Origin of the sequence: Arthrobacter sp. zg-Y919, from assembly GCF_030142045.1 — a bacterium.
GTDB lineage: Bacteria > Actinomycetota > Actinomycetes > Actinomycetales > Micrococcaceae > Arthrobacter_B.
This window is the reverse complement of sequence record NZ_CP126242.1, coordinates 2,907,827-2,930,612: the sequence shown is the minus strand read 5'-3', so window position 1 is coordinate 2,930,612 and position 22,786 is coordinate 2,907,827. Positions and strand designations below refer to the sequence as shown.

The window sequence follows — 22,786 nt, the reverse complement described above, 5'->3', positions numbered from 1 at the left end:
GCGGGTTCAGCAGCTGCTTCCTTGCGTTGCCAGTATCGGAGCTTGTCTGTGCTCCTGACGTCCGCCCAAGGGCTTAGAGAGAATGAGAATTCCTCCACAACACACCCCGCTGGTATGTCTCCCTGACGTTTTACACACAGCCGCGGACCACCGGTTTGGGGCGTCGTGCAGGCTGCTGGAATGAGCCCATGGAACAGGCCACCACTACCCGTACAGCCCACCAAGCAGTTCCCGGAAACACTGATCGAGCAGTTACCGGAAACACTGACCGAGCAGCTACGGGAAACACTGAGAGCCCTAATCAGCCGTCCGGCGCACGGACAGCGGAGCCGAATCCGGACACGCCTTTGGTGTTGCAGGGTGTGTTCTGTGTTGCGGCCAGCGACGCCCCGGCTGCCGGTACCGTTCTGCCGGCCGGGCTTATGGGCATGCTCTCCCTCCAGGCGCCCGAGGAGTTGGATCAGGAAGCGGTCCTGCAGACCCTGGAACGTCTTCACGCACTGGTCTGCTGGGCGCAGGCGCAGCAGGCCCTCACGCTGTTCCGGCTGCAGGAACTTACCGCCGGGAACCTAAGCCGGTGTCCGCATCCGGATCTCGCGGCACAGAGCACGGCTGCGGCAGACGCGGACGCCCCGGCCACCGACCGGAACTGGAACCAGGATGGGAACTGGGTGCTCCGCACCACTGCCGCCGAGGTCGGGGCGCTGTTGAGCATGACGGGTCTTGCCGCTCAGCGGCTGGTTTCGGATGCCGATCTGCTTTGCAGCAGGTGCCCAGACACGCTCGCGGAGCTGGAACACGGTGTTCTTGATTACCGTAGGGCTCGGACGGTTGTGGAGCAGACCGCCGGGCTGCGGCTTGAGGACTCGAAGCGGCTGGAAGCGGTGCTGCTGCCGTTGGCGCCCGGGAAGACCGGGCCGCAGTTCGACCGGGCGGCCCGCAGGATGCGTGAGCGTATGTTCCCGGCAACCATTCCCGAACGTCACCGCGCTGCTGAGGGGGAGCGCCGGGTTTGGCTGGAGGACCTGCCGGACGGGATCAGTGTCCTTTCCGGGTTCCTTCCTGCCGCTGCCGCGCACGGGATTTTCAACGGATTGACCGCCTTCTGTGCCCGCGGGGAACAGAAGGCGGGGGATCCACGGACCCTGGATCAACTGCGTGCGGACGTCTTCGTCTCGGCCCTGACCGGTCAGCCAACCCGCTCCATGGCGGAAACGGATACTGAACCGGGCGGGAGTCCGGGCCGCTTGGGCAACTCGCCGCAGGATCCGCCGACGGGGCGAGGGGTGCGGGCGGAGGTGATGGTGCTGGTGTCGGCCGAATCCTTACTGGGCCTTTCGGACACACCGGCGGAGTTGAACGGTTACGGTCCGGTCAGTGCCGATGCAGCCCGTGAGCTGCTGCTGAACACAGGTCGCTGGACGGGATTGTTGCAGGATGCGGACGGAGAAATCCTGTCTGTCGGACGGCAGCGTCGGATTCCGCCGGATCTCAAGCGCTGGCTGCAGGCACGCGACGGAACCTGCCGGTTTCCGGGATGCAGCGTAGCGGCAGGGAACTGCGAAATCGACCATACCCGGGCATGGGGTGATGGTGGACGGACCGACCACGGGAACCTGGCTCACCTGTGCAAGAAGCATCACCGGTTCAAGACAGTCGGGCTGTGGAAAGCCCGGCAGCCGGTGCCCGGCGTGGTCGAGTGGACCTCCCCGATGGGACGGGTCTACCGCACCCACGCACTGCTGCACGGCCGCGACTTCACTGGAACAGACCCCACGACTTATGCCGTGGCCAGGTCTGGTCAACCAGGAAGTAACCAACCGGGAATAAGCGAGCCAGGAAGTAACCAGCCGGGAATAAGCGAGCCACGAAGTAGCCAGCCAGGAAGTGGCCAGCCGGGGACTATGGGAGTGTCTGCGGAACCAACGGAGGCCTTACCGCCGTTTTGACGCTGTGCCGTCTGGTTCGGCAGATGCCCCGCGAGACACTGACTGCAGGCCTTTGCTCCTTAGTTTTGACGCTGTGCCGTCTGCGTCGGCACATCCCCCGCCAGACCCTTACCGCAGGCCTTTGCTCCGCCGACGACTTCCGGTCACGGTCTCCAGCACGAGGGAAATGAGGCTGATGACAACAGCGCCCAGAATGGCAGTCCAGAAGAAGGAATCGACCTCGAAACGGATGGGGGTGTAGCTGCTGAGCCACGAGGTGAGTTCGAGCATGGCGGCATTGATGACAATGCGGAACAACCCCAGCGTCAGGATGGCCAAAGGAAGGGTGATGCCCTGGGCAATCGGCCGGACCAGCGCATTCACTGCACCGAAAATCAGGCCGATGAAGAGATAGGCGAGCCCAGTATCGATCATCGGATCTCCGCTGAGGCTCCCCGTGGGTGCACTCACCGTGAGCCCGGGCAAAAGCCAACTGGCAACCCAGAGGGCCACAGCATTCAGGACTATCCGCAGCAGGAGGAAAATCATGCCCTCATGCTGACAGAAAAGCGGCCGTTACTGTTAACGCCATGACCACTACCGAGAATGACACCGACGCAGCTGAAGTTCCCGCATCCGGCATTGTCCCCAGGCCCGTCATTGGGAAGCTGCCCAAGTACACGGCAGGCAAGCCGCCGGTGGTTGTAGAAGGACTTCAAAGTTACAAGCTCTCCTCCAACGAGAACCCGTTCCCTCCGCTGCCGGCCGTGCTGGAAGCGATAAACGAGCACGCAACGGTCAACCGGTACCCGGACCCGCTTTCCACGGCCCTCCGCAACGAGCTCTCCATGTTCCTGGACGTGCCCGCTGAAGACATCGTGACGGGCGGCGGCAGCCTAGGTGCGTTGAACCAGCTGCTCAGCACCTTTGCCGGCCAGAACCCGGACGGAACCGCCGACGAGGTCATCTACCCCTGGCGGTCCTTTGAGGCGTACCCCATCAGTGTGGGCCTCGCGGGTGCCGAGAGTGTCCAGGTGCCGCTTAAGTCGGACGGCACCCACGACCTGGACGCCATGGCCGCGGCCATCACCGAGCGGACCAAAGTAATTCTGCTGTGCACCCCGAACAACCCGACCGGTCCGGTGCTCACCACCCTGCAGGTGGAAAACTTCCTCCGGCAGGTCCCGGAAAACGTCATCGTGGTAATCGATGAGGCATATGAGGACTTCGTCCGGGACGACGACGCCGTCAACGGCATCGACATGTACCGCAGCCACGCCAACGTCGTGGTGCTGCGGACCTTCTCCAAGGGCGCCGGCCTGGCCGGACTGCGCGTCGGCTATTCGGTCTCGCACGCTCCCATTACCCAGCACCTCCGCGTGTCAGCAGTCCCCTTCGCGGTCTCGACCATCGCCGAACAGGCGGCGGTTGCGTCGCTGCGCCACCACGACCAACTTGTGGAGAGAATACAAGGACTCGTGGCGGAACGGACCCGGGTGGTCGACGGCCTGAAGGCGCTGGGATGGTCCATTCCCGCGGCGCAGGGCAACTTCGTATGGCTCGCGCTTGGAGAGAATACCCGCGAGTTTGCGGCCTTGGCGGAGGAACAGGCCCTGGCGGTACGGGCCTTCGGAAACGAGGGTGTGAGAGTGACCATTGGCGAGGAGGAAGCAAACACCCGGTTCCTGGCTCTATGTGCGACTTATACAAAAGGCCCACGGGTTTCCTAGCGTGTCTTAGGTAGGGCCGAAAGCCGTGCCATCGTTAGGCTGTGGGAAGTAACTTCCACATATATGCAAACCCGGGAATGTATTCCTGATGAGGCATATTTCTAGCGCGGTGCGGCTTTCGGCTGTCCAGGCGAGGAGTAGGCATGGACGTAGGAAACCTGCCGGCCAGCGAGTTCGACGCGGCCGGACTGGAGCACTCCCTCATGGGTGCTCCCGAAGACAACCCTGTCCCGGACATGGTCCAGCTGCTCACCATCGACGGTGAGCTTCTGCAGGATGACGAGTACAGCAGCTACGTCAAGGACCTGAGCCCCGAGGAACTCCGCGGATTCTACCGGGACATGTTCCTGGTCCGCCGGTTCGATGAAGAAGCCACCGCCCTTCAGCGCCAGGGCGAACTCGTGATGTGGGTTCCCCTCACCGGCCAGGAAGGCGCCCAGATCGGCTCGGGCCGGGCCCTGCTCCCACAGGACTACGTTTTCCCCACCTACCGCGAGCACGGGGTCGCCTATACCCGCGGCCTGGAACTTGCCCAGCTGCTGCGCCGCTTCCGCGGCATCTCACACGGCGGCTGGGATCCCCGCGAGGTGAATTTCCATCTCTACACCCTGGTACTGGCCGCGCAGGTGCCGCACGCCGTCGGCTATGCCATGGGCATGGCCCGCGACCGGCTGGTGGATCCCAAGCTTCCCGAAGCCGCCACGGTTGCCTACTTCGGCGACGGTGCAAGCTCTGAAGGCGACGTCCATGAAGGCATGGTATTCGCTGCGTCCTATAACGCTCCGGTGGTGTTCTTCTGCCAGAACAACCACTGGGCCATCTCCGTCCCCACCGAAGTGCAGTCCCGGATCCCGCTGGCCAACCGCGCCCAGGGCTACGGCTTCCCCGGCGTCCGCGTGGACGGCAATGACGTCCTCGCTGTCCATGCCGTGACGCGCTGGGCGCTCGAACACGCCCGTTCGGGCGGCGGCCCCGTGCTGATCGAGGCATTCACCTACCGGATGAGCGCGCATACGACGGCGGACGACCCCACCAAATACCGGCTGAGCGCTGACGAGGAAGCCTGGCTGGACCGGGATCCGCTGCTCCGGATGGAAAAATACCTGCGTGGCCAGGGACTGGCGGATGATGCGTTCTTTGAGGAGCTCCGCGAGGAAGGCCGCACCATGGCCGTCCGGCTCCGGGACAACGTGCAGCAGATGGAGGCGCCGGGCTTCGAGGACGCCTTTGCCGATGTGTACGCCGAAGCGCACCCGCTGATCCGCGAGGAACTGGACGCCCACCGCCGGTACGAAGCCGGTTTCGCCGACGCCGACGCCGACGCGAACGCCGACGCTGTAGCTCCGCACGACACCGCCACCTCCTCGACCCCTTCCCGGGAGCACACCGCATGAGCACCACCATGACCATGGCCAAGGCCATTAACGCTGGCCTGCGCGCGGCCCTGGAATCCCACCCGAATTCCCTCCTGATGGGCGAGGACATCGGCTCCCTCGGCGGCGTCTACCGGGTCACGGAAGGCTTGAAGGCCGACTTCGGCGCGGACCGCGTTATGGACACGCCGTTGGCGGAATCCGGGATTATCGGCACTGCCATCGGCCTGGCCCTGCGGGGCTACCTGCCCGTCTGCGAGATCCAGTTCGACGGCTTCGTCTTCCCGGGCTTCAATCAGATCACCACCCAGCTGGCCAAGATGCACTCCCGCAGCGACGGTGCGTTGAGCGCTCCCGTGGTTATCCGGATCCCCTACGGCGGCGGCATCGGCTCGATTGAGCACCACTCCGAATCGCCCGAGGCCCTCTTTGCCCACACCGCGGGACTGCGCATCATCACGCCGTCGAACCCTCAGGACGCCTACTGGATGATCCAGCAGGCAGTGGCGTGCAAGGATCCCGTGATTGTCTTCGAACCCAAGCGCCGCTACTGGCTCAAGGGCGACGTCGATACCACCGCACCAACGTCCGATCCGTTCTCTGCCCATGTGGTCCGCGAGGGAACCGACGCAACCATCGTGGCCTACGGGCCCCTGGTCCCGGTGGCGTTGGCAGCGGCCGCAGCTGCGGAAGAGGACGGACGGTCAGTGGAAGTGGTGGACCTGCGGTCCATTTCGCCGATCGATTTCGACACCGTCACCGACTCCGTCCGGAAAACCGGACGCCTGATCGTCACCCATGAGGCGCCCACGTTTGGCGGCATCGGCGGCGAAATTGCTGCCCGCGTGGCCGAACGTGCCTTCCTCTCCCTGGAGGCACCGGTGCTGCGTGTGGGCGGATTCCACATGCCGTATCCGGTAGCGAAGGTCGAAGAGCACTATCTGCCGGATATCGACCGGCTGCTCGAAGCCCTGGACCGCTCCTTCGCCTACTGACGCTCCTCCTCCTGAGCCTGTTCGCCCGCCCATGTATCTAAAGCGCCCCAGTACCTAAAGAAGAGAAGCCATGACTGAAAAGACATTCCGCCTGCCGGACGTGGGCGAAGGCCTGACCGAAGCCGACATTGTGCAGTGGAAGGTTCAGCCGGGCGACACGGTTGCCGTCAACGACGTGATCGTGGAAATCGAAACGGCGAAATCGCTGGTCGAGCTTCCTTCGCCGTATGCCGGCACGGTGTCTTCGCTGCTGGTTGCCGAAGGGGAAACGGTCGACGTCGGGACGGCCATCATCAGCGTGACGGTCGACGGCGGCGCCGGCGCGCCGAAGGCGGAAGAAGCCAAGGCGCCCGCCGCGGAAGCGGAAGAAGCCTCGGCGCCCGCCGCGGAAACGGAAGCTCCGGCAGCTTCGTTGACCGGTACCGGTCCCAAACCGGATGCAGTGCGCCGCCGCCTGCGCCGGCCCGCCGCGGCCGATGCCCAGGTGTCCGCGAAACCGGAACGCATCGTCAAACCGGCACCCGTCCCGGCACCTGCGGCAGAACCAGCCCCGGAACCCGTCCGGCCCACTACCCCGGAAACCGCGCCCGCCCCGGCGTCGTCCGGAACCGCCGCTGTCTCCGACCGGGTCAACCGGCTGATCCAGCGCGTGCTGGCCAAGCCCCCGGTGCGGAAGGCCGCAAAGGACCTGGGCATCAACCTCGCGGACGTCACCGCCACCGGAGCCAGCGGCGAAGTGACCAAGCAGGACCTGATCAGCTACCAGGCGCAGCGCGAGGCCGAGCGCGATTCGGCCGGGGAATTCTGGGCGCCGGGCGCCGGAGCGGAGGACTCGCGCATTGAACGCATCCCGGTCAGGGGAGTGCGCCGAGCCACGGCAAAGGCCATGGTTGAAAGCGCCTTCAGCGCACCGCACGTCAGCATCTTCGTGGACGTGGATGCTTCCCGGACCATGGAGTTCGTGAAGCGGCTGAAGACGTCGAAGGACTTTGACGGCATTAAGGTCTCCCCGCTGCTGATCCTTGCGAAGGCCGTTATCTGGGCGGCGGCACGGAACCCGTCCGTCAACGCCACCTGGGCCGGGGAGGAGATCCTGGTCAAGCACTTCATGAACCTCGGCATTGCGGCAGCCACCCCGCGCGGGTTGATGGTGCCCAACATCAAGGACGCCCACGAGCTCTCGCTGAAGGAACTGGCGATCGCCCTCAACACCCTGGCGGCAACCGCACGGGAGGGCCGGACGCCCCCGGCTGACATGCGGGGCGGCACGCTGACGGTCACGAATATCGGTTCGCTCGGCATCGACACGGGCACCCCGATCATCAATCCCGGCGAAGTGGCCATCGTCGCGTTTGGCACCATTAAGCAGAAGCCCTGGGTGGTCAACGGCGAGGTTGTGCCGCGCTGGATCACGACGCTCGGTGGTTCCTTCGACCACCGCGTGGTCGACGGCGACCTGTCGGCACGCTTCATGGCCGACGTTGCCGCCATCCTGGAAGAACCGGCGCTGCTGCTGGACTGACGCCTGCTCAGCGCACCTTGACGGCGCCGACGGCGGCACGCAGGACCGGTGCGAGCCGGCGCACGCCTTCGGAAATGTCCTCCGGGGAGACGGAGCTGAAAGCCAGGCGCAGTTTGTTTGACTGCTGCTCGCCGGGGGTGAAGGCCGCACCCGGGATGAACACCGTGCCGGCATTGATGGCTTCATACAGCAGGGGATAGGTGTCCACACCCTCGGGGAGCGTCACCCAGACGAAGAATCCGCCGTCCGGCCGGGTCCAGGTGACGCCCTCCGGCAGGTGTTCCTGCAGTGCTGCCAGCATCGCGGCGCACCGCTCGGCATAGCGGCTGCGGGAAGTGCGGATGTGGCCCCTCCAGTCGTAGTCCCGCAGATAGGCCGAAACCAGCATCTGGGTCAACGGCGAGGGGCAGAGGACAACGGCCTCGCAGGCGAGGTAGAAACGCCGGTACAGGTGGCGGGGAACCAGCGCCCAGCCCAGCCGGACACCGGGGGCGAAAATCTTGGAAAACGAGCCCAGATACAGCACGTCGTGCGGGTTTTCCGCCCGCATCGGTGCCAGCGGTTCGCCGTCGAACCGCAGCAGCCCGTAGGGATTGTCCTCGAGGACCAGGATGTTGTTCCGCCGGCAGATCCCGACAACTTCCTGGCGCCGTCCGGCGGTGAGCGTAATACCGCTTGGATTGTTGAAACTTGGAATGGTGTAGAGCAGCTTGATGGTTTTGCCTTCGGCACGCACTTCGCGGATCCGCCGCTCGAGCGCCTCCGGAACCAGGCCGCCGTCGTCCATGGGGACGGTGCGCACGTCCACCTCGTAGGCCTCGAAGGCATTCAGTGCACCCACATAGGTAGGGTCCTCGCAGAGGATGACATCGCCGGGATCGCAGAAAACTTTGGCGGCAACATCCTGCGCGGACTGCGACCCGGTGGTGATGACGATGTCCGCGGGATCGGCGTCGAGGATTCCCTCCGCAGCCATGACCTCGCATGCCTGTCTCCGCAGCTCTTCCATGCCCTGCCCGCCGCCGTACTGCAGTGCCTCCAGTCCGTGTTCCGCAATGATCTGCTGGGCCGTGCGGCCCAGTTCCGCCAGGGGGAGTGAACGCAGGTCGGGGCTGCCTCCGGCCAGGGAAATCAGGCCGGGACGGATGGAAATATCGAAGACGTCCCGCACGGCGGACTGTTTGATGTGGAAGGCGCGGTTGGAGAACAGGACTTCATGACGGTGTGAACCCGCAGCACGCTCCAGCGCGGCCATGGTGTTCACGGGTAGTTCGACGGCGAATTCCTCGGGGGTCATGGCAGCCATGCTAGCCCGCACCTTCCCCGGCAGGCACCGGCTGTCCAGTACATCTGAGGGCAGTACCGGTTCCTAGATCCACCCGGCCTTATGCGCCTTGATTCCCGCCTGGAACCGGCTCTCGGCGCCCAGTTCCTCCAGCATCCAGGCAATATGGCGGCGGCACGTCCGGACGCTGATTCCCACCCGGCGGGCAATGGCCTCGTCCGAATAGCCGGACGCCAGTGCCGTGAGGACAGAGCGCTGTGTGCTCGTGAGGCCTTCGCCGCCGGGATTGTCGGACAGGTATGGTTCCGCAAGGCCCCAGGCGAACTCGAAAAGGAGCCCGAAGATCCGGATCAGGTTCGGATCCCGGACCACCAGGCCCGCCACATCGCCGGGATACAGCTCGCGGGCAACCACTGCCACTTTTTCATCAAAAATCAGGGTCCGCAGCGGCATGTACGGAAGGGTGCGGAACTGCCCCCCGGCCGCGGTGATGGTCTCGACAGCCTTGCGGGTGGGCACGTGGTCCCGGGTGCTGGCGTGGTACAGGGTCTGCCGCCGGACGCCGCTGCGCAGGAGGTCAAGGTCCTTCTGCACGCTTTCCTCATGGATGTCGGCATTGGCGCCATGCCCCGGACGCGCGATGAGGACCCGGTCGGTGGCGCTTCGCCCGTACTCGATCAGCACCCGCTGGACCTTTTCCTGGTCCTCCACCACTTCCACCGAGGCATCGGCGGCCAGACGCTTACGTGCTTCGGTGTAGGCCGGCGTCAATGCGGCCATCTCCCTCCGGCGGGCATAGATCCTGCCCCGCAGCTCCAGGAGGGCACGTTCATCCGGATCAACCAGTTCGGCGAGGGCCACATCCGGGGACACCGCGATGTAGCTCGGGCAGTCGTCGGACTGCTTGAGCAGGAGGCAGCGCGTAGTCAATTCCCCAATTGCGGTATCGATGGCCCGGCTCGTGTACCCCAGCGCCTCGGAAGCCTCTCCGGCCGTCCACCCCGGACGGCTTACGGCAAAACGGTAAACGTCGAGCGAAACCTGAGACAGCACGGCGAATCCTTTCAAAAGCATCAGCTGAAGCACCCACCGCTACACTACCCAGCGGGTCCTGTTTCCGGTCCGCGTGTGGCAAATGTGTTTTGTGTCTGCAACACACTTTGGATTGCAGGTCATGACAGGTTAATGCCAACTTCGCCGGTAGGGCACCGCTCCCGCGCAAATCTCCTGCGCCGGGCCGATTTCACCTCGGCTCCGGCCACAGCCCGGTACCTCCGGGTCCACATCCGGACATGTCAGGAACCGGGCACCGGAGGCTATTTACAGGCCCTGCGACGGCGGGGGAAGCTTTCGGAGTCAAATCAAGGCGCCGGCTGAGCAACAGCCTGAGACCCAAGGGGGATAGCAATCATGAAGAGCTGGGATTGGTTCTAACTGAGGGCCCCCAAGGGGCCAAAGATACGTAGACAAAACAATGCAAGGCCGCCGGCGGCGGTAACCATACCCCGAGGGGAAAGACGCATATGAGCCAGCTAGCTGCAGTTCGACCAGCCTCACGGACGCAACCGGGCACTCATTGGTGGTCGCTCTCCATTCATACAGGGGGCTTCGATGTAGCGGACGGCATCGTCGGAGAACTGGTTACCCCGCTGGCAGCTCAGGCACAGGTCCTGGGGGCGCAGCGCTGGTACTACACCCGCTGCTCGGACCCCGCCCACGCACACGTGAAACTGCGGGTGCTGGCCACGACGAACACCCTGGACCGGCTGCAGTCACTGTTGGTGGCCCTGCAGGACCAGTCGAGCGGTGTCATCGGGCACCTTGAGACCAGCCAACAGATCACCGAACCCGCCACGGACCGGCTCAGCCCCGGTGGCGCGGAACCCCAGGACCCCCGGGTCGAGGCGGATCTCGCCAAGTACGGCGGGGTGGAAGGACTTTCCCTCGCTGAAGAGGTTTTTGAACTCTCCTCCGATTTGGCCACTTGGGCCACTGCACGTTTCCCCAAGGTCCAGAACCGCTGGGCGCTTGGCTCGCTCCTGCTGTTCGATGCGGCCAGGAGCATGATGAAGGGACCGCGCGCCTCGGCCTGGCCGGACCGCCGCCGACTCTCCTGGGACTACTACTGGGACAGCCACCTGCGCAGCTGCACGGCAGGGTTCGGGCCGCGGGCGGCCGGGGTGCGGCAGGCCATGACAGTCCAGGTGGGCGCCAAGGTGATGCCCACCCACCGGCTAATGGCGGCGACCGCAGCAGAATCTGCCGTGGAAAACTGGCGGCGCCGTTGGTTCCGCGGAATCGATACCTATCTGTACCGGGCCGACAAGGCGCGGCTCAGCCGAAGCGCCCAGCATTTGACGGTCTATCAGGCGCATATGCTTTTGAACCGCCTGGGTCTGAGCCTTCGCGAGGAAGCGGCCATGGGACTGTATGCACGGACCTGGAGTCCGGAACGGGAATCGGTTCTGCTCGATAAGCGCTGACGGCGCACTAATGGGAAGGGGGCCCATCCGGTGGCCGATCACGAAGAAGTAGTCGTAACCGACGCGTTGGAACTCGGCTCGGTCCTGGGCTGTTCGGAAGACGTCCTGGCCGACCTGAAAACCAGCGGCGTCCTGGCACCCTACGGCGAAGCTTGGAACGTAGGACCCGCCCGCGAGTACCTGCGGGACGCAGCCTGGGCGGACGAGGTTTGGTACTAGCGGGGAACGCAAAGGCGGGAACGCGAAGACGAGAGACGTAAAGCCACGAAACGCAAAGCCACGAAACGCAGAAGAGGGACGGACCGGTAACGGTCCGCCCCTCTTTTCTGCCGGCACTGATGCCGGCACTCCTGCCGGCGGTTGCCTAGGCTACGGAGACCGAGGCTTCCGCAAGGACGCGGACTGCTTCGCCGAGCTGGGCAACGGTATCGGGATCCTCCTGCGGGTGGATACCGGCGTAGCGCGTGACGGAACCGCCGATGGCCAAGCGGACTTCCTCAACCACGCGGGCACCGGCAATGCCGACCGACTTACGCGCATCGTCCTGCGCCCAGACGCCGCCGTACTGGCCGAAGGCGGAACCGATCACGGCGGTCGGCATCCCGGAAATGGCACCGGCGCCGAAGGGGCGGGACAGCCAGTCGATGGCGTTCTTGAGGACGGCCGGCATGGTGCCGTTGTATTCGGGGCTGATCAGCAGCAGGCCGTCTGAGGCAGCGGCCGCGTCGCGCAGTGTCTGGGCGGCCTCGGGGACCTGCCCTTCCACATCAATGTCCTCGTTGTAGAACGGAATGTCGCCCAACCCGTCAAAGACCTTCACCTCGACGCCCTCCGGAGCTCCAGCTGCGGCGGCTTCGGCGAGCTGGCGGTTAATGGAACCGGCGCGGAGGCTGCCGACGAGGGTCAGGATGGTGGTGCTCAAAATTGGAACTCCTGTCTTGGTCGTGCCGCTTGAAGGGCACGAGCACGGATTCTTCTTAGTGGCTTAAGCGGACTACAGTCCGATTTTATTCCCCGCGGGGCTAGACTTTCCGGCATGACCGGGAGAGGACCATCACAGACGGGCCTGCGGGACGACGCCGCCCGGAACCACCGCCGCCTGATGGAAGCCGCCATGGAACTCGTGGCCGCCGGTGGTGCCGATGCCCTGACGATGGATGCCCTTGCCGGCCGTGCCCGGGTGGGCAAGGGAACAGTTTTCCGCCGCTTCGGATCGCGCGCCGGGCTGATGCAGGAGCTCCTGGACCACGCGGAGCAGGATTTCCGGAAGGCCTACCTTTCCGGGCCGCCCCCGCTGGGACCGGGAGCCCCGCCTAGGGACCGGCTGCAGGCCTTCGGCATGGCCCGGCTCGCATCGCTGGAGGTAAACGGCGAACTGGCCCGGGCGGCCGACGTCGACCCCCGGAGCCGCTACCAGCACCCGTCGCACATCCTTACCCGCCAACACCTGGCCGGGCTGCTCCGCCAGCCCGGTTCCGTCCCCGATCCGGAACTCGCCGCCTACCAGCTGACGGCCTTCCTGGATGCCGGCCTGCTCCTCCACCTGCACGGAGCCGAAGGCATGAGCCTGCCGCGCTTGAGGAAGGGCTGGGAGGAACTGGTGGACGGGGTGATGCGGGTTCAGGGCACCTGAGCATGCGGAAAAGGAACTGCCCGGCCCGCTTGCGGGCGGGCCGGGCAGACGCGGCAGCTCTGTAATGGCTACAAGGTCACCAGGTCCGGCCAATCCGTGGCCAGTTCGAGTCCGTGCGCGGCTGACACGGAGGAATGGGTGACACGGCCGCCGGCAATATTGAGCCCTTGCGCCAGATCCGGGTATTTCTCAAAGGCATCGGCCACACCCAGATTGGCCAGCGCCACCGCGTAGGGCAGCGTCACATTGGTCAAGGCGTAAGTGGACGTATTGGGGACCGCCCCGGGCATGTTGGCCACGCAGTAGAACAGCGAACCGTGCACACGGAAAGTGGGATCTTCGTGCGTGGTCGGATGGCTGTCTTCAAAGCAGCCGCCCTGGTCCACCGCAATGTCCACCAGCACGCTTCCCGGTTTCATCCGCGAGACCATGTCATTGGTGACGAGCTTCGGTGCGCGGGCGCCTGGAACCAGCACCGAGCCGATCACGAGGTCCGCATCCACGATGGCCCGGTCAATCTCGAACGCGTTGGAAGCCACTGTCTTGATCCGGCCGGCGTACAGCTCGTCGAGTTCCCTCAGCCGGTCAATGTTGATGTCCATGACCGTGACGTCGGCATGGGCGCCGACGGCGGCAGCCGCCGCGTTGGTCCCGGCGACACCGGCGCCCAGCACCACCACCTTGGCAGGCCGAACGCCCGGGACGCCGCCGAGCAGTAGGCCGGGTCCGCCGGCGGGCGCCATCAGAGACTGAGCCCCCACCTGGACCGACAGCCGGCCGGCAACCTCGGACATGGGTGCCAGCAGGGGGAGGGTGCGGCCGCGCTGAACGGTTTCATAGGCAATGGCGGTGACGCCGCGTTCCAGCAGTGCTGAGGTCAGTTCCGGCTCTGCGGCCAGGTGCAGGTAAGTGAAAAGGATCAGGCCCGGACGGAAATGCCGGTATTCAGCGGCAACGGGTTCCTTCACCTTGAGGATCATGGCGGCCTGGGACCAGACGTCGTCGGCTGAGTTCAGGATCTGCGCGCCGGCCGCGGCGTATTCCGCGTCCGTGATGTTCGATCCGGTGCCGGCACCACTTTGTACCAGCACCTGATGGCCGTGGGTACGCAGTTCATGCACACCCGAAGCGGTTATTGCTACTCGGAATTCATTGTTCTTGATTTCCTTGGGGATACCGATGATCACAGTAGTGCTCCGTCAGTAGGTTCAGACGGCGGGGTTTCCGCCGACACAGCCCCAGCATAGATGCCAGCCACACCGGCTGGCAGGCCCCGTCGGAGCAACTTTCCCGGCGGGCTGGCGGGTGTCAGGCGCCCGGGGAGTCCGCGGAGTTCCCGCCGGCGTCGCCTGCCGCCTTGGCAGCCCTGGCGGCCTGCTGGGATTCAAGCCAGGACTGCACGTCTTCCATCCGGATGCGGCGGTGCGAACCCCGGTATTGAACCGGGATGATCCCGGCATCCGTCAGGTTCCGCAGGTAGGTGTGGGAGATGCCGGCGGCGGCAGCCGCCTGGGAAGTGGTCAGCAGCGGCACGGGCCCGGCGGGAAGCGGCGGGTCCATCGGCGCGGGCGCCGCCGAGGAGACCGTCACCGGGTTGCCCTCCGCGAGGCGGGAGAGCAGGTCCAGCACCGCGTCCCGGGCGCCCTCGGGCAGGCGCAGAGCCGTGCCGTCCACGAAGACGGTGACGTCACCGGCGGCCAGCGCACGCTTCAATGCAAGGGTGTCTTTGTCCGGCAGTGCCGGTACGGTCCTGGAACTCTCACTCATGCCCTCATCTTGCCAAAGTAATCGGCCATGGCGCACGGAAACGCGGGGCGGCACGGGTAAAGATGCCTGGGCCACCGCCGGAACGGTGCAGCACAGGCATGGTGGAATAGGGCTGTCGTGGAGAAAAGCCGGCCCGGACCGGAAACGGTTCGACGTTACTCGAGGGAGAGTTCATGGGTACCCACAGCACCAGGTCGATCAGAGGCGCGGTCCTGCAGACCATTGGCGCCCCGCGGCCATATGCGGATTCCCGGCCGGTGGTGGTCCAGGATCTCCAGCTGGACCCGCCGGGGCCGGGCGAAATCCTGGTGCGCATCGAGGCCGCGAGCCTGTGCCATTCTGACCTGTCGGTGGTGAACGGCAGCCGGGTCCGGCCGCTGCCCATGCTGCTTGGGCATGAGGCTGCGGGAAAGGTGGAGGAACTGGGTGAGGGCGTGGCGGACCTCGCCGTCGGCCAGCGCGTGGTGATGGCTTTCCTGCCCCGCTGCGGGGAATGTGCCGGCTGCCGCACCGGGGGCAAGATGCCCTGCATCCCCGGATCCGCTGCCAACAATGCCGGGACGCTGCTCGGGGGCGGGATACGCCTGCACGGTGCCGACGGCGAAGAAGTGCGGCACCATCTGGGGGTCTCCGGCTTCGCCACGCACGCCGTCGTCAACCGCAGATCCGTGGTGCCGGTGGATGACGACATACCCCCGCACGTGGCCGCCCTGCTGGGCTGCGCCGTGCTGACCGGAGGCGGCGCGGTGCTGAACCCTGCACGCCCCGGCAAGGATGACGACGTCGCCATTGTTGGGTTGGGCGGCGTCGGGATGGCCGCGTTGCTGACGGCCCTGTCCCTGGACGTGCGCAGCGTGATCGGCATCGATGCGCTGCCGGAGAAGCTGGCCCGTGCACGCGAACTCGGCGCCGACGCGGTCTACACCCCGCAGGAGGCGCTCGACGCCGGCATCCGGCCCGCGCTCGTGATCGAAGCGGCAGGGCATCCCCGCGCGTTCGAAACCGCCGTGCGGATTACCGCCCCGGGCGGCACCACGGTCACTGTTGGACTGCCAGCACCGGACCAGACCGCCGAAATTGCGCCGCTGACGCTCACCGCGGAGGCACGCACCATCATCGGCAGCTACCTGGGATCGGCCGTCCCTGACCGGGACATTCCCGTCTACGCCCAGTTGTGGCGGGAGGGGAAGCTGCCGGTGGAGGAATTAGTGTCCGCCACCATCGCACTGGAAGACATCAATGCGGCCATGGACACCCTGGCGGACGGCCAGGCCATCCGCCAGGTGATCCGCTTCGACAGTCCCGCTAGTCAATGAGTTCGTACGCCGGCAACGTCAGGAAATCGGTGTAGTCCTTGGAGAGGCAGATCTCCCCGATGATGCGGCTGGCCGGCTCGAAGTAGCCGGTGAACATATCCGCGGACACCTCCCCGCGCAGCCGCTCCGTTTCCTCGGCCAGGATCCGGCTGACCAGCTCTTCCGTGACGGTCTCGCCGGTGTCTTCGAGCACCACGTTGTTCCGCACCTGCTGCCAGACCTGCGACCGGGAAATCTCCGCCGTGGCGGCGTCCTCCATCAGGTTCCGGATGGCCACGGCACCGTTGCCGGAGAGCCAGATGGCCACGTAGTAGATGGCCACGTACAGGTTGGACCGCAGCCCGGCCTCCGTGATGGACCCTTCGGCAGTGCTGACATCGAGCAGGTCGGTGGCAGTGACGGAGACGTCTTCACGCTGCCGGTCCACCTGGTTCGGCTTGTCGCCCAGGACGTCGTCGAAGACCTCCCGGCAGACGGGCACCAGATCGGGGTGGGCCACCCAGGAACCGTCAAAACCGTCGCCGGCCTCACGGGTTTTGTCATCCTTCACTTTCGCCAGGGCGGCTGCCGTCACCTCGGGCTCGCGCCGGTTGGGGATGAAGGCCGCCATGCCGCCCATGGCAAAGGCCCCGCGCCGGTGGCAGGTCTTCACGAGCAGTTCGGTGTAGGCGCGCATGAAGGGTGCGGTCATGGAGACATCGGCCCGGTCCGGCAGCAGGTAGTCCTTCCCGGCGTCGCGGAAGACCTTGATCATGCTGAACAGGTAATCCCAGCGCCCGGCGTTCAGCCCCGAGGCATGGTCCCGCAGTTCGTAGAGGATTTCCTCCATTTCGAACGCGGCCGGAATGGTCTCGATCAGGACGGTGGCACGGACGGAACCCTGGGGCACACCCACGTAGTCCTCGGCGAAGGTGAAGACATCGTTCCAGAGGCGGGCTTCCAGATGGCTTTCCATCTTGGGCAGGTAGTAATACGGTCCCTGCCCGTTGTCCAGCAGTTGCCGGGCGTTGGCGAAGAAGTGCAGGCCGAAGTCCACTAGTGCGCCCACGGCAGGTTCGCCGTCGATCACCACGTGCTTTTCCGGCAGGTGCCAGCCGCGCGGACGCATCACGACGACGGCGAGCGGCGTATCCGTGCGCAGTGAGTATTCCTTGCCCTCGGGGGAGGTGAAGGACAGCTCGCTGCGTGCCGCACGGTAAAGGTTCACCTGTGAATCCACCACGTTGTGCCAGGTGGGGGTGCAGGCATCCTCAAGGTCCGCCAACCAGACCTTGGCGCCGGAGTTGAGCGCGTTGATGGCCATCTTGGCGGGCGAGGCAGGGCCGGTCATTTCCACCCGGCGGTCCTGCAGGGCGGAGGGCGCTTCGGCCACCTTCCAGTCCCCGTTGCGGATATCGGTGGTCTCGGGGAGGAAATCCAGCCGGCCGGTGGATGCGGCCTCCTGCCGGCGGATGGAACGGGCAGCAAGGCGTTCGTCCCGGACGCTCCGGAAGCGGCGGTGGAGTTCCTCGATGAATTCCAGCGCCGCCGGCGTCAGGATGTGCTCCGATCCTTCGGCGGGCGAGAGGTCTGTTACTTCAATGGCCATAATGATTCTCCCTGTGGGCAATCCGGGTGGACAGTCAAGGGTGATCCCCAAAAGTGATCCCCGAAACCTTTTCCGTATCGGAGATATTATTGTCAGCCCAGTGGAACAACAAGGGCGTTAGCGCCACTCCGTCATAGCTGCCGACAGGCGCTCGCGGGCACGGGCCAGCCGGCCCCGCACCGCCTGCGGAGTGATGCGTAGGGCGGCACCGATCTCCGCATAGCTTTGGCCATGCACTTCGCGCAGCAGCCAGCAGGCGCGCTGGTCCGCGGGGAGCAGGGCGAGGGCCCGCCGGAGGGCGTCCAGTTCCGCCGCGACCTCTGCCGTGTGGTGCGGATCCGATCCCTGGACCGGCTGCCGGTCCGGTCCGTCCGTGCCGGCGGCCGCGTCGGCCAGGGGATCGGCTCCGGGGAGGTCCTGGGGGTGGGCGGAACGGTGCCGCAGCACATCCAGGCAGCGGTTGGTGGCCGTCCGGTACACCCAGCTGCCGAAGGCGTCCTCCCGCTTCAGGTCCGGGAGCTGCCGCCATCCGGCGGTAAGCGTGTCCTGGACGACGTCCTCGGCCTCCCCGCGGTCCCGAAGCATGCGGTACGCCAGCCGGAACAGCCGCCGCTGGTACATGGCCACGAGGTACTCGAAGGCGGGCAGGTCCCCTTCCCGGGCGAGTGCAACCAGCGCAGCCTCAGGGGACTGCCTGTCTGCGGAACAGCTGCGCTGGGGATCGCTGCCGTTCGGTGCCGCCGGTGCAAGCCCTGCCATGGTGTCCCTGTCCCGTCCGGAAGCGACCGGACCTAGAGCACTCCTTCGCCGCATTTTCCTTCGGCATATTTTCCCAGAGCCGCAGACCCGGCGGAATAACCCGGCCCCGGTCCAGGGGGAAGATGCCCGAACTTATGGTTTCACCGTGACGATTCCGGGCAGCGTCCGTCTTTAAGTCTGTAAGGGACGTGCGCGGTGAAGCCGCAATGAATGCAGGAGATGATTTCCCATGGCAGATCCATCAGAGACAGCGGGGGCTACGTCCGCTACGGCCCGTTCGCAGGGCGGCCAGAGTATGCAGGGTGGCCAAAGCATGCAGGGCGGCCCGAGCAAGCAGAGCGTAGAGGGCTCGGGCCAGGGGTCGCCGTCGGCCGACACCCGGCAAAGGGGCGGGCCGCTGCAGACGCCCAGGGGCGATACCACCATTGAGGAAACCGTGGTGCAGAAGCTGGCCGGAATGGCCACCCGGGAGGTTCCGGGCGTGCACGCGATGGGCAATGCGGCCAGACGGGCGTTCAGCTCCATGACTGAACGGATTCCGGGTTCGCAGACCAATGTCAGCAACGGCGTCACGGTGGAAAAGGGTGAACGGCAGGCCGCCATCGACGTGAGCATCGTGGTGGAGTACGGCTATTCCGTGGTGGAGGTGAGCCAGGGCATCCGGCGTAACGTCATCCGGTCGGTGGAGAACGCCACCGGGCTGGAAGTGCTGGAAGTGAATGTGAATGTCACCGACGTCCATCTGCCGGATGAGAGCGATGACCAGGACGACCAGTCGGACTCCAGGCCGTCCAAGTCCCTGGAGTAAAGGCACTTCTAGAACCAAAAGGAGGACTCCATGTCCGCAACGCGGTGGTGTCTGGTAATCGGGCTGGCGCTGGGAATCGTACTGGCCTTTGGTGGGTGGCTGGCTTTCCTCATCACGGTCCTGTTCGGCCTGATCGGCCTGCTGGTGGGGCTGGTGGCGGACGGGAAGGTGGACGTTCAGGGAATGCTCGGTAAAGCGTCAAGCCGATGAGCATTTCCCCGGCACCGCTGCATCCGGCGGCCGATGTTAATGACCGAGGCGAAACGGTCCTGGCCCGCCGGGTGCTGGAGAAAACAGCAAGCCAGGTGGCCCGGGACGAAACGTTTGCGGGCGGGAGCTCGGGAGGATTCCTGGGCATCGGCACGCGGGCCGACCTCTCGGCACGCCCGGATGCCACAGTGGAACTGGCCGGCAACGCCGCAAGCCTCAAGGTCACCGTCGGCCTTCCCTATCCGATGCCGCTGCGGCAGGCCACCGAACAGCTGCGCCGGCGCATCACCGAGCGGGTGACGGCCCTGACCGGGGTGCAGGTGAAGCAGGTGGACATTACCGTGTCCTGGCTGAAGCCGCCGCAGCGGGAGAAACGCGGCCGGAGGAAGCTGCAATGACAGCGAAAACCCCGCCGCCGGTGTCCATGCGGCGCCGGCCCAGCCGGTCCGTTCCCGCGGCCATTTCCGCAGTCCTTCTGCTCGCCCTGGGTGTCGGGCTGGTGTGGGGCGCCATCGCGCGCCTGGTGCAGGGAAGCTGGCCCCCGTTCGTCACCGAACCGCTGCGTTGGCTCGGTGAGACCGGCTGGAACAGTACCCGGGGCTGGACCGGCGCCGTGGTGCTGCTGCTGATTGGGCTGGTGTTGCTGTTGTGCGCCATGATCCCGGGTGAGTTCTCCACGCTGCCGCTGCGGGCGAAGCCGGTGAATATGCCGGGGCTGCCCGGGGCAGGGGAATCCGGCGGTGTCCCGTCGGTCCGGGGCGGGGAAACCGTGGTGATGAGCCGGCGTGCGGTTGCCCGGCTGGCGGCATCCACCTGTAACCACATTGACGGGGTGGCGTCGGCCTCGGCGACGGCTTCCGCACGTAAGGTCCATCTGGAGGTGTCCACGGCCCTGCATGGCACCTCGGACCTTGAGCACTGGGTGGTGGACGGGGTGCGCTCGCGCCTCGCAGCCACCGGGCTGGATCCGGTGCCGGTAGTCACCGCCACGATCCGGATGCGGGATTGACGACGCCGGACGGCCGGCAGCGGGCGATGAACAGGAAACGGAGCGGCAATGAGGCACTATTCAGGAAGAGCCAACCGGACCTGGCTGATTATCCTCGGGCTCCTTTTCCTTGCCGCCGGGGCGCTGGCGCTGCTCATTGCCGCCGGGTGGCTGGGCCGTTTGATCAGCGGCAGCCCCGCACAGTCGGACCGGGTGTTGTCCGATTCTTCGGGCCTTTTGGCTGGGGACTACGCGCCGTGGGCGGTGCTGCTGGCGGGGGTGATCCTCGGCATCCTGGGACTCTGGTGGCTCGTGGTCCAGATCCCGTGGACCCGGGCGGCAGGAGTGTTCCGGCTGCAGGAAGACCCGGTGCACGGCATCACCGTGTGCGATCCCCAGGTGCTGGCGGCGGCCGTCAGCCATGAGACGGAAAGGCTGCCCGGAGTAGTGGGCTCATCCGTGCGGCTGCGCGGCACCGCTGACGATCCGGACCTGGCCATGAAGGTGACGGTCAATTCCGACGCCGACGTGCAGGGGGTGATTGCCCGGATCCAGCAGGATGTGGTGCCGCACCTGGTGTCCACCCTGGAGGTGCCCCTGAATACCTTCGGCCTGGAAATCGATGCCAGCAGCAAGGCAGGCGCTCCGGGTGGAGGCGCTGCGGTCAGCTCCCGGGGAACGGTTGTCTATTAACGGTTGTCTATCAGGGCAGCCGTTACGGTTGCCCTGCCGCCAGCTCGGCACGCTCGCGGGCGGTCTCGGCCCGGTACGCCGCAACCCGGGCCTGATGCAGCGGGGTGCGCCGCAGGACGGCATAGACGATGCCGAGCAGGGCGAACCAGATGGGGGTTACCAGCAGCGCCTGCAGGGTGTCCGCATTGGTGGTCAGCGTCCACAGGATGAACGCGAAGAATGCCAGAACCACGTAGGCCATAACGACGCCGCCGGGCAGCCTGAAGGTCGAAGCCTCGTGCAGCTGCGGACGGCGCTTCCGGTACACCAGGTAACTGACCAGGATGATGGACCAGACGAACATGAAGCACAGCGCGGAAATGGTGCTCACGAGGGTGAAGGCGGCGCTGACGGACTCGCCGGCGTACAACAGCACGACGCCGGCCAGCAGGAAGGTGCAGGAGAAGAACAGGGCGTTCTGTGGAACCTTCCGCCGGGAAAGGCGGCCGAACGGGCGGGGGGCATCGCCGTCGTGCGCCAGGCCGAAAACCATACGCGACGTGGAATATATCCCGGAGTTGGCCGATGAAGCGGCGGAGGTCAGCACCACGAAGTTCACGATTGCCGCGGCGGTGCCGAGCCCGGCCAGGGTGAACATGCCAACGAAGGGACTCTCATCGGCGCTGAATTCGTCCCAGGGGATAACGGCCATAAGCACCACCAGTGCGCCTACGTAGAAGAGCAGGACGCGGATGGGAATCGAGTTCACCGCCCGGGGGAGGTTCTTTTCCGGGTCCTTGGTCTCGGCTGCAGCGGTGCCCACCAGTTCAATGCCAACGAAGGCGAACACGGCAATCTGGAATCCGGCCACAAAGCCCATGGGACCGGTGGGGAAGAAGCCGCCGTGTTCCCAGAGGTTGCTGAAGCCGGCCGTGACCCCATCGCCGTGCGTGAAGCCGGTCAGGACCATCACCAGGCCCACCACGATGAGGGTCAGGATGGCGACGATCTTGATCAGGGCGAACCAGAATTCGGTTTCGCCGAAGGCCTTGACGGTGGGCAGGTTCAGCGCCAGCAGGAGCAGGATGCAGGCGAGTGCCGGTATCCAGAGGGGCGCGTTGGGCCACCAGAAGGTGACGTAGTGGGCAATCGCCACCACATCCGCAATACCCGTGACCACCCAGCAGAACCAATAGGTCCAGCCGGTGAAGAAACCGGCCCACGGGCCCAGCAGGTCCGCCGAAAAGTCGGTAAAGGACTTGTAGCTGAGGTTGGAGAGCAGCAGTTCGCCCATGGCCCGCATAACGAAGAAGAGCATAAAGCCGATGATCGCGTAGACGAAGATCACCGACGGTCCGGCCGCGGAGATGGTCTTGCCGGACCCCATGAACAGTCCGGTGCCGATGGCGCCGCCAATGGCCAGCAGCTGGATGTGCCGGCTGGAGAGGGAGCGGGCGAGGTGGGGTTCCTCCGCGGCGTTTTGCGGCGCGGGAGCAGTGCCGCCTGGTGGACGGGTTCTGCGCTCAGACATCGAATTCCTTCATATAGGCACCTGCCGGCAGCTCCGCCGCACCCGCCTATTCCGCCCCGGAAGGCAGTACCGTTGGCGCTGCCGCCGACATTTCAGTTTGGAAGCCGCCGACGGGCGCCGTCAAATTTCACCGGTGTGACGTTGCACGTCACACCCGCCACAGGGCTTTCCTTCTTCCGCCCCGAGGGAGCCCCGCGG

General features: G+C 65.6%; 23 protein-coding genes. 14 read left to right on the top strand and 9 right to left on the bottom strand.

Translation table 11 applies throughout. The features are described 5' to 3' along the window. Positions 1–362 precede the first annotated feature (362 nt). Positions 363–1,949 carry an HNH endonuclease signature motif containing protein gene (locus QNO10_RS13820; RefSeq protein WP_229946178.1) on the top strand — a complete coding sequence of 529 codons (1,587 nt, stop codon included), beginning with the start codon at positions 363–365 and terminating at the stop codon, positions 1,947–1,949. Between the two features lie 108 nt (positions 1,950–2,057). Here QNO10_RS13820 and QNO10_RS13815 read toward each other — a convergent pair whose 3' ends face one another. Next, entirely contained in the window at positions 2,058–2,477 is a 420-nt protein-coding gene (locus QNO10_RS13815; RefSeq protein ID WP_229946181.1) for a phage holin family protein, read from the bottom strand. A 41-nt stretch (positions 2,478–2,518) separates the two neighbouring features. Between QNO10_RS13815 and QNO10_RS13810 the strand changes: the two genes are divergently transcribed. The 4 genes from QNO10_RS13810 (at position 2,519) to QNO10_RS13795 (ending at position 7,548) form a co-directional block, all read left to right on the top strand. Further along, entirely contained in the window at positions 2,519–3,658 is a 1,140-nt protein-coding gene (locus QNO10_RS13810) for a histidinol-phosphate transaminase (protein ID WP_229946183.1), read from the top strand. Positions 3,659–3,801: 143 nt separating this feature from the next. Beyond that, positions 3,802–5,052 (top strand): pyruvate dehydrogenase (acetyl-transferring) E1 component subunit alpha, encoded by a 1,251-nt coding sequence (gene pdhA, locus QNO10_RS13805; protein ID WP_229946185.1) that lies wholly within the window; start codon positions 3,802–3,804, stop codon positions 5,050–5,052. Next, the gene (locus QNO10_RS13800; RefSeq protein ID WP_229946187.1) at positions 5,049–6,026 is read left to right on the top strand and encodes an alpha-ketoacid dehydrogenase subunit beta; all 978 of its coding nucleotides are present in this window, start codon (positions 5,049–5,051) and stop codon (positions 6,024–6,026) included. Before pdhA ends, QNO10_RS13800 begins: the two co-directional genes overlap by 4 nt. 70 nt (positions 6,027–6,096) lie before the next feature. Beyond that, positions 6,097–7,548 carry a dihydrolipoamide acetyltransferase family protein gene (locus QNO10_RS13795; RefSeq protein WP_229946189.1) on the top strand — a complete coding sequence of 484 codons (1,452 nt, stop codon included), beginning with the start codon at positions 6,097–6,099 and terminating at the stop codon, positions 7,546–7,548. Positions 7,549–7,555: 7 nt separating this feature from the next. On the opposite strand, the gene QNO10_RS13790 is transcribed toward QNO10_RS13795, so the two are convergent. Next, complete coding sequence (locus tag QNO10_RS13790; RefSeq protein ID WP_229946190.1) at positions 7,556–8,854, bottom strand: aminotransferase-like domain-containing protein; 1,299 nt, start codon at positions 8,852–8,854, stop codon at positions 7,556–7,558. 63 nt (positions 8,855–8,917) lie between these two features. Continuing rightward, positions 8,918–9,886: a helix-turn-helix transcriptional regulator gene (locus tag QNO10_RS13785; RefSeq protein ID WP_229946192.1), complete on the bottom strand. Its 969-nt coding sequence runs from the start codon at positions 9,884–9,886 to the stop codon at positions 8,918–8,920. A 470-nt stretch (positions 9,887–10,356) separates the two neighbouring features. Here QNO10_RS13785 and QNO10_RS13780 point away from each other — a divergent pair, with 470 nt between their 5' ends. After that, positions 10,357–11,316, top strand: coding sequence for a lantibiotic dehydratase C-terminal domain-containing protein (locus QNO10_RS13780; protein WP_229946193.1), 960 nt, complete (start codon positions 10,357–10,359; stop codon positions 11,314–11,316). Positions 11,317–11,346: 30 nt separating this feature from the next. Further along, complete coding sequence (locus QNO10_RS13775; RefSeq protein ID WP_229946194.1) at positions 11,347–11,535, top strand: hypothetical protein; 189 nt, start codon at positions 11,347–11,349, stop codon at positions 11,533–11,535. A 145-nt stretch (positions 11,536–11,680) separates the two neighbouring features. Here QNO10_RS13775 and QNO10_RS13770 read toward each other — a convergent pair whose 3' ends face one another. Beyond that, on the bottom strand, positions 11,681–12,241 hold the full coding sequence (locus QNO10_RS13770; RefSeq protein WP_229946660.1) for an NADPH-dependent FMN reductase: 561 nt from the start codon (positions 12,239–12,241) through the stop codon (positions 11,681–11,683). Between the two features lie 111 nt (positions 12,242–12,352). Here QNO10_RS13770 and QNO10_RS13765 point away from each other — a divergent pair, with 111 nt between their 5' ends. Continuing rightward, complete coding sequence (locus QNO10_RS13765) at positions 12,353–12,949, top strand: TetR/AcrR family transcriptional regulator (protein WP_229946200.1); 597 nt, start codon at positions 12,353–12,355, stop codon at positions 12,947–12,949. Positions 12,950–13,017: 68 nt separating this feature from the next. Here QNO10_RS13765 and ald read toward each other — a convergent pair whose 3' ends face one another. Both ald and QNO10_RS13755 read right to left on the bottom strand, forming a co-directional pair. Next, a complete protein-coding gene (gene ald, locus QNO10_RS13760; protein ID WP_229946202.1) occupies positions 13,018–14,136 on the bottom strand; it encodes an alanine dehydrogenase in 1,119 nt (372 codons plus the stop codon). Between the two features lie 121 nt (positions 14,137–14,257). Next, positions 14,258–14,716, bottom strand: a complete 459-nt coding sequence (locus tag QNO10_RS13755) for a helix-turn-helix domain-containing protein (RefSeq protein ID WP_229946204.1) — start codon at positions 14,714–14,716, stop codon at positions 14,258–14,260. A gap of 173 nt (positions 14,717–14,889) precedes the next feature. Here QNO10_RS13755 and QNO10_RS13750 point away from each other — a divergent pair, with 173 nt between their 5' ends. Next, positions 14,890–16,032 (top strand): alcohol dehydrogenase catalytic domain-containing protein, encoded by a 1,143-nt coding sequence (locus QNO10_RS13750; protein WP_229946207.1) that lies wholly within the window; start codon positions 14,890–14,892, stop codon positions 16,030–16,032. Here the strand turns inward: QNO10_RS13750 and aceB are convergent. After that, positions 16,022–17,620 (bottom strand): malate synthase A, encoded by a 1,599-nt coding sequence (gene aceB, locus QNO10_RS13745; RefSeq protein ID WP_229946209.1) that lies wholly within the window; start codon positions 17,618–17,620, stop codon positions 16,022–16,024. The genes QNO10_RS13750 and aceB overlap by 11 nt on opposite strands. A 117-nt stretch (positions 17,621–17,737) precedes the next feature. Then, positions 17,738–18,379, bottom strand: a complete 642-nt coding sequence (locus QNO10_RS13740; protein ID WP_229946211.1) for an RNA polymerase sigma factor — start codon at positions 18,377–18,379, stop codon at positions 17,738–17,740. Between the two features lie 229 nt (positions 18,380–18,608). On the opposite strand from QNO10_RS13740, the gene QNO10_RS13735 reads away from it, so the two are divergent. The 5 genes from QNO10_RS13735 to QNO10_RS13715 are packed head-to-tail and all read left to right on the top strand — an operon-like array spanning position 18,609 to position 21,078. Continuing rightward, entirely contained in the window at positions 18,609–19,187 is a 579-nt protein-coding gene (locus QNO10_RS13735) for an Asp23/Gls24 family envelope stress response protein (RefSeq protein ID WP_229946214.1), read from the top strand. Between the two features lie 30 nt (positions 19,188–19,217). Then, complete coding sequence (locus QNO10_RS13730) at positions 19,218–19,397, top strand: hypothetical protein (RefSeq protein ID WP_229946216.1); 180 nt, start codon at positions 19,218–19,220, stop codon at positions 19,395–19,397. After that, on the top strand, positions 19,394–19,795 hold the full coding sequence (locus tag QNO10_RS13725; protein WP_229946218.1) for an Asp23/Gls24 family envelope stress response protein: 402 nt from the start codon (positions 19,394–19,396) through the stop codon (positions 19,793–19,795). Before QNO10_RS13730 ends, QNO10_RS13725 begins: the two co-directional genes overlap by 4 nt. Further along, positions 19,792–20,406: a DUF6286 domain-containing protein gene (locus QNO10_RS13720; RefSeq protein WP_229946220.1), complete on the top strand. Its 615-nt coding sequence runs from the start codon at positions 19,792–19,794 to the stop codon at positions 20,404–20,406. Before QNO10_RS13725 ends, QNO10_RS13720 begins: the two co-directional genes overlap by 4 nt. Before the next feature lie 48 nt (positions 20,407–20,454). Further along, positions 20,455–21,078 (top strand): Asp23/Gls24 family envelope stress response protein, encoded by a 624-nt coding sequence (locus QNO10_RS13715; protein WP_229946222.1) that lies wholly within the window; start codon positions 20,455–20,457, stop codon positions 21,076–21,078. 22 nt (positions 21,079–21,100) lie between these two features. Here QNO10_RS13715 and cycA read toward each other — a convergent pair whose 3' ends face one another. Continuing rightward, on the bottom strand, positions 21,101–22,588 hold the full coding sequence (gene cycA / locus QNO10_RS13710; protein WP_229946224.1) for a D-serine/D-alanine/glycine transporter: 1,488 nt from the start codon (positions 22,586–22,588) through the stop codon (positions 21,101–21,103). Positions 22,589–22,786 lie beyond the last annotated feature (198 nt).

Bases quoted from the DNA above. Each gene is read 5' to 3' on its own strand.
- QNO10_RS13730 (WP_229946216.1), top strand. From the start codon at position 19,218: ATGTCCGCAACGCGGTGGTGTCTGGTAATCGGGCTGGCGCTGGGAATC.
- aceB (WP_229946209.1), bottom strand. From the start codon at position 17,620: ATGGCCATTGAAGTAACAGACCTCTCGCCCGCCGAAGGATCGGAGCAC.
- QNO10_RS13715 (WP_229946222.1), top strand. From the start codon at position 20,455: ATGAGGCACTATTCAGGAAGAGCCAACCGGACCTGGCTGATTATCCTC.
- QNO10_RS13740 (WP_229946211.1), bottom strand. From the start codon at position 18,379: ATGGCAGGGCTTGCACCGGCGGCACCGAACGGCAGCGATCCCCAGCGC.
- QNO10_RS13780 (WP_229946193.1), top strand. From the start codon at position 10,357: ATGAGCCAGCTAGCTGCAGTTCGACCAGCCTCACGGACGCAACCGGGC.
- QNO10_RS13755 (WP_229946204.1), bottom strand. From the start codon at position 14,716: ATGAGTGAGAGTTCCAGGACCGTACCGGCACTGCCGGACAAAGACACC.
- QNO10_RS13735 (WP_229946214.1), top strand. From the start codon at position 18,609: ATGGCAGATCCATCAGAGACAGCGGGGGCTACGTCCGCTACGGCCCGT.
- QNO10_RS13810 (WP_229946183.1), top strand. From the start codon at position 2,519: ATGACCACTACCGAGAATGACACCGACGCAGCTGAAGTTCCCGCATCC.
- cycA (WP_229946224.1), bottom strand. From the start codon at position 22,588: ATGTCTGAGCGCAGAACCCGTCCACCAGGCGGCACTGCTCCCGCGCCG.
- QNO10_RS13800 (WP_229946187.1), top strand. From the start codon at position 5,049: ATGAGCACCACCATGACCATGGCCAAGGCCATTAACGCTGGCCTGCGC.
- QNO10_RS13795 (WP_229946189.1), top strand. From the start codon at position 6,097: ATGACTGAAAAGACATTCCGCCTGCCGGACGTGGGCGAAGGCCTGACC.
- QNO10_RS13725 (WP_229946218.1), top strand. From the start codon at position 19,394: ATGAGCATTTCCCCGGCACCGCTGCATCCGGCGGCCGATGTTAATGAC.
- QNO10_RS13790 (WP_229946190.1), bottom strand. From the start codon at position 8,854: ATGGCTGCCATGACCCCCGAGGAATTCGCCGTCGAACTACCCGTGAAC.
- QNO10_RS13765 (WP_229946200.1), top strand. From the start codon at position 12,353: ATGACCGGGAGAGGACCATCACAGACGGGCCTGCGGGACGACGCCGCC.
- QNO10_RS13720 (WP_229946220.1), top strand. From the start codon at position 19,792: ATGACAGCGAAAACCCCGCCGCCGGTGTCCATGCGGCGCCGGCCCAGC.
- QNO10_RS13750 (WP_229946207.1), top strand. From the start codon at position 14,890: ATGGGTACCCACAGCACCAGGTCGATCAGAGGCGCGGTCCTGCAGACC.
- pdhA (WP_229946185.1), top strand. From the start codon at position 3,802: ATGGACGTAGGAAACCTGCCGGCCAGCGAGTTCGACGCGGCCGGACTG.
- QNO10_RS13815 (WP_229946181.1), bottom strand. From the start codon at position 2,477: ATGATTTTCCTCCTGCTGCGGATAGTCCTGAATGCTGTGGCCCTCTGG.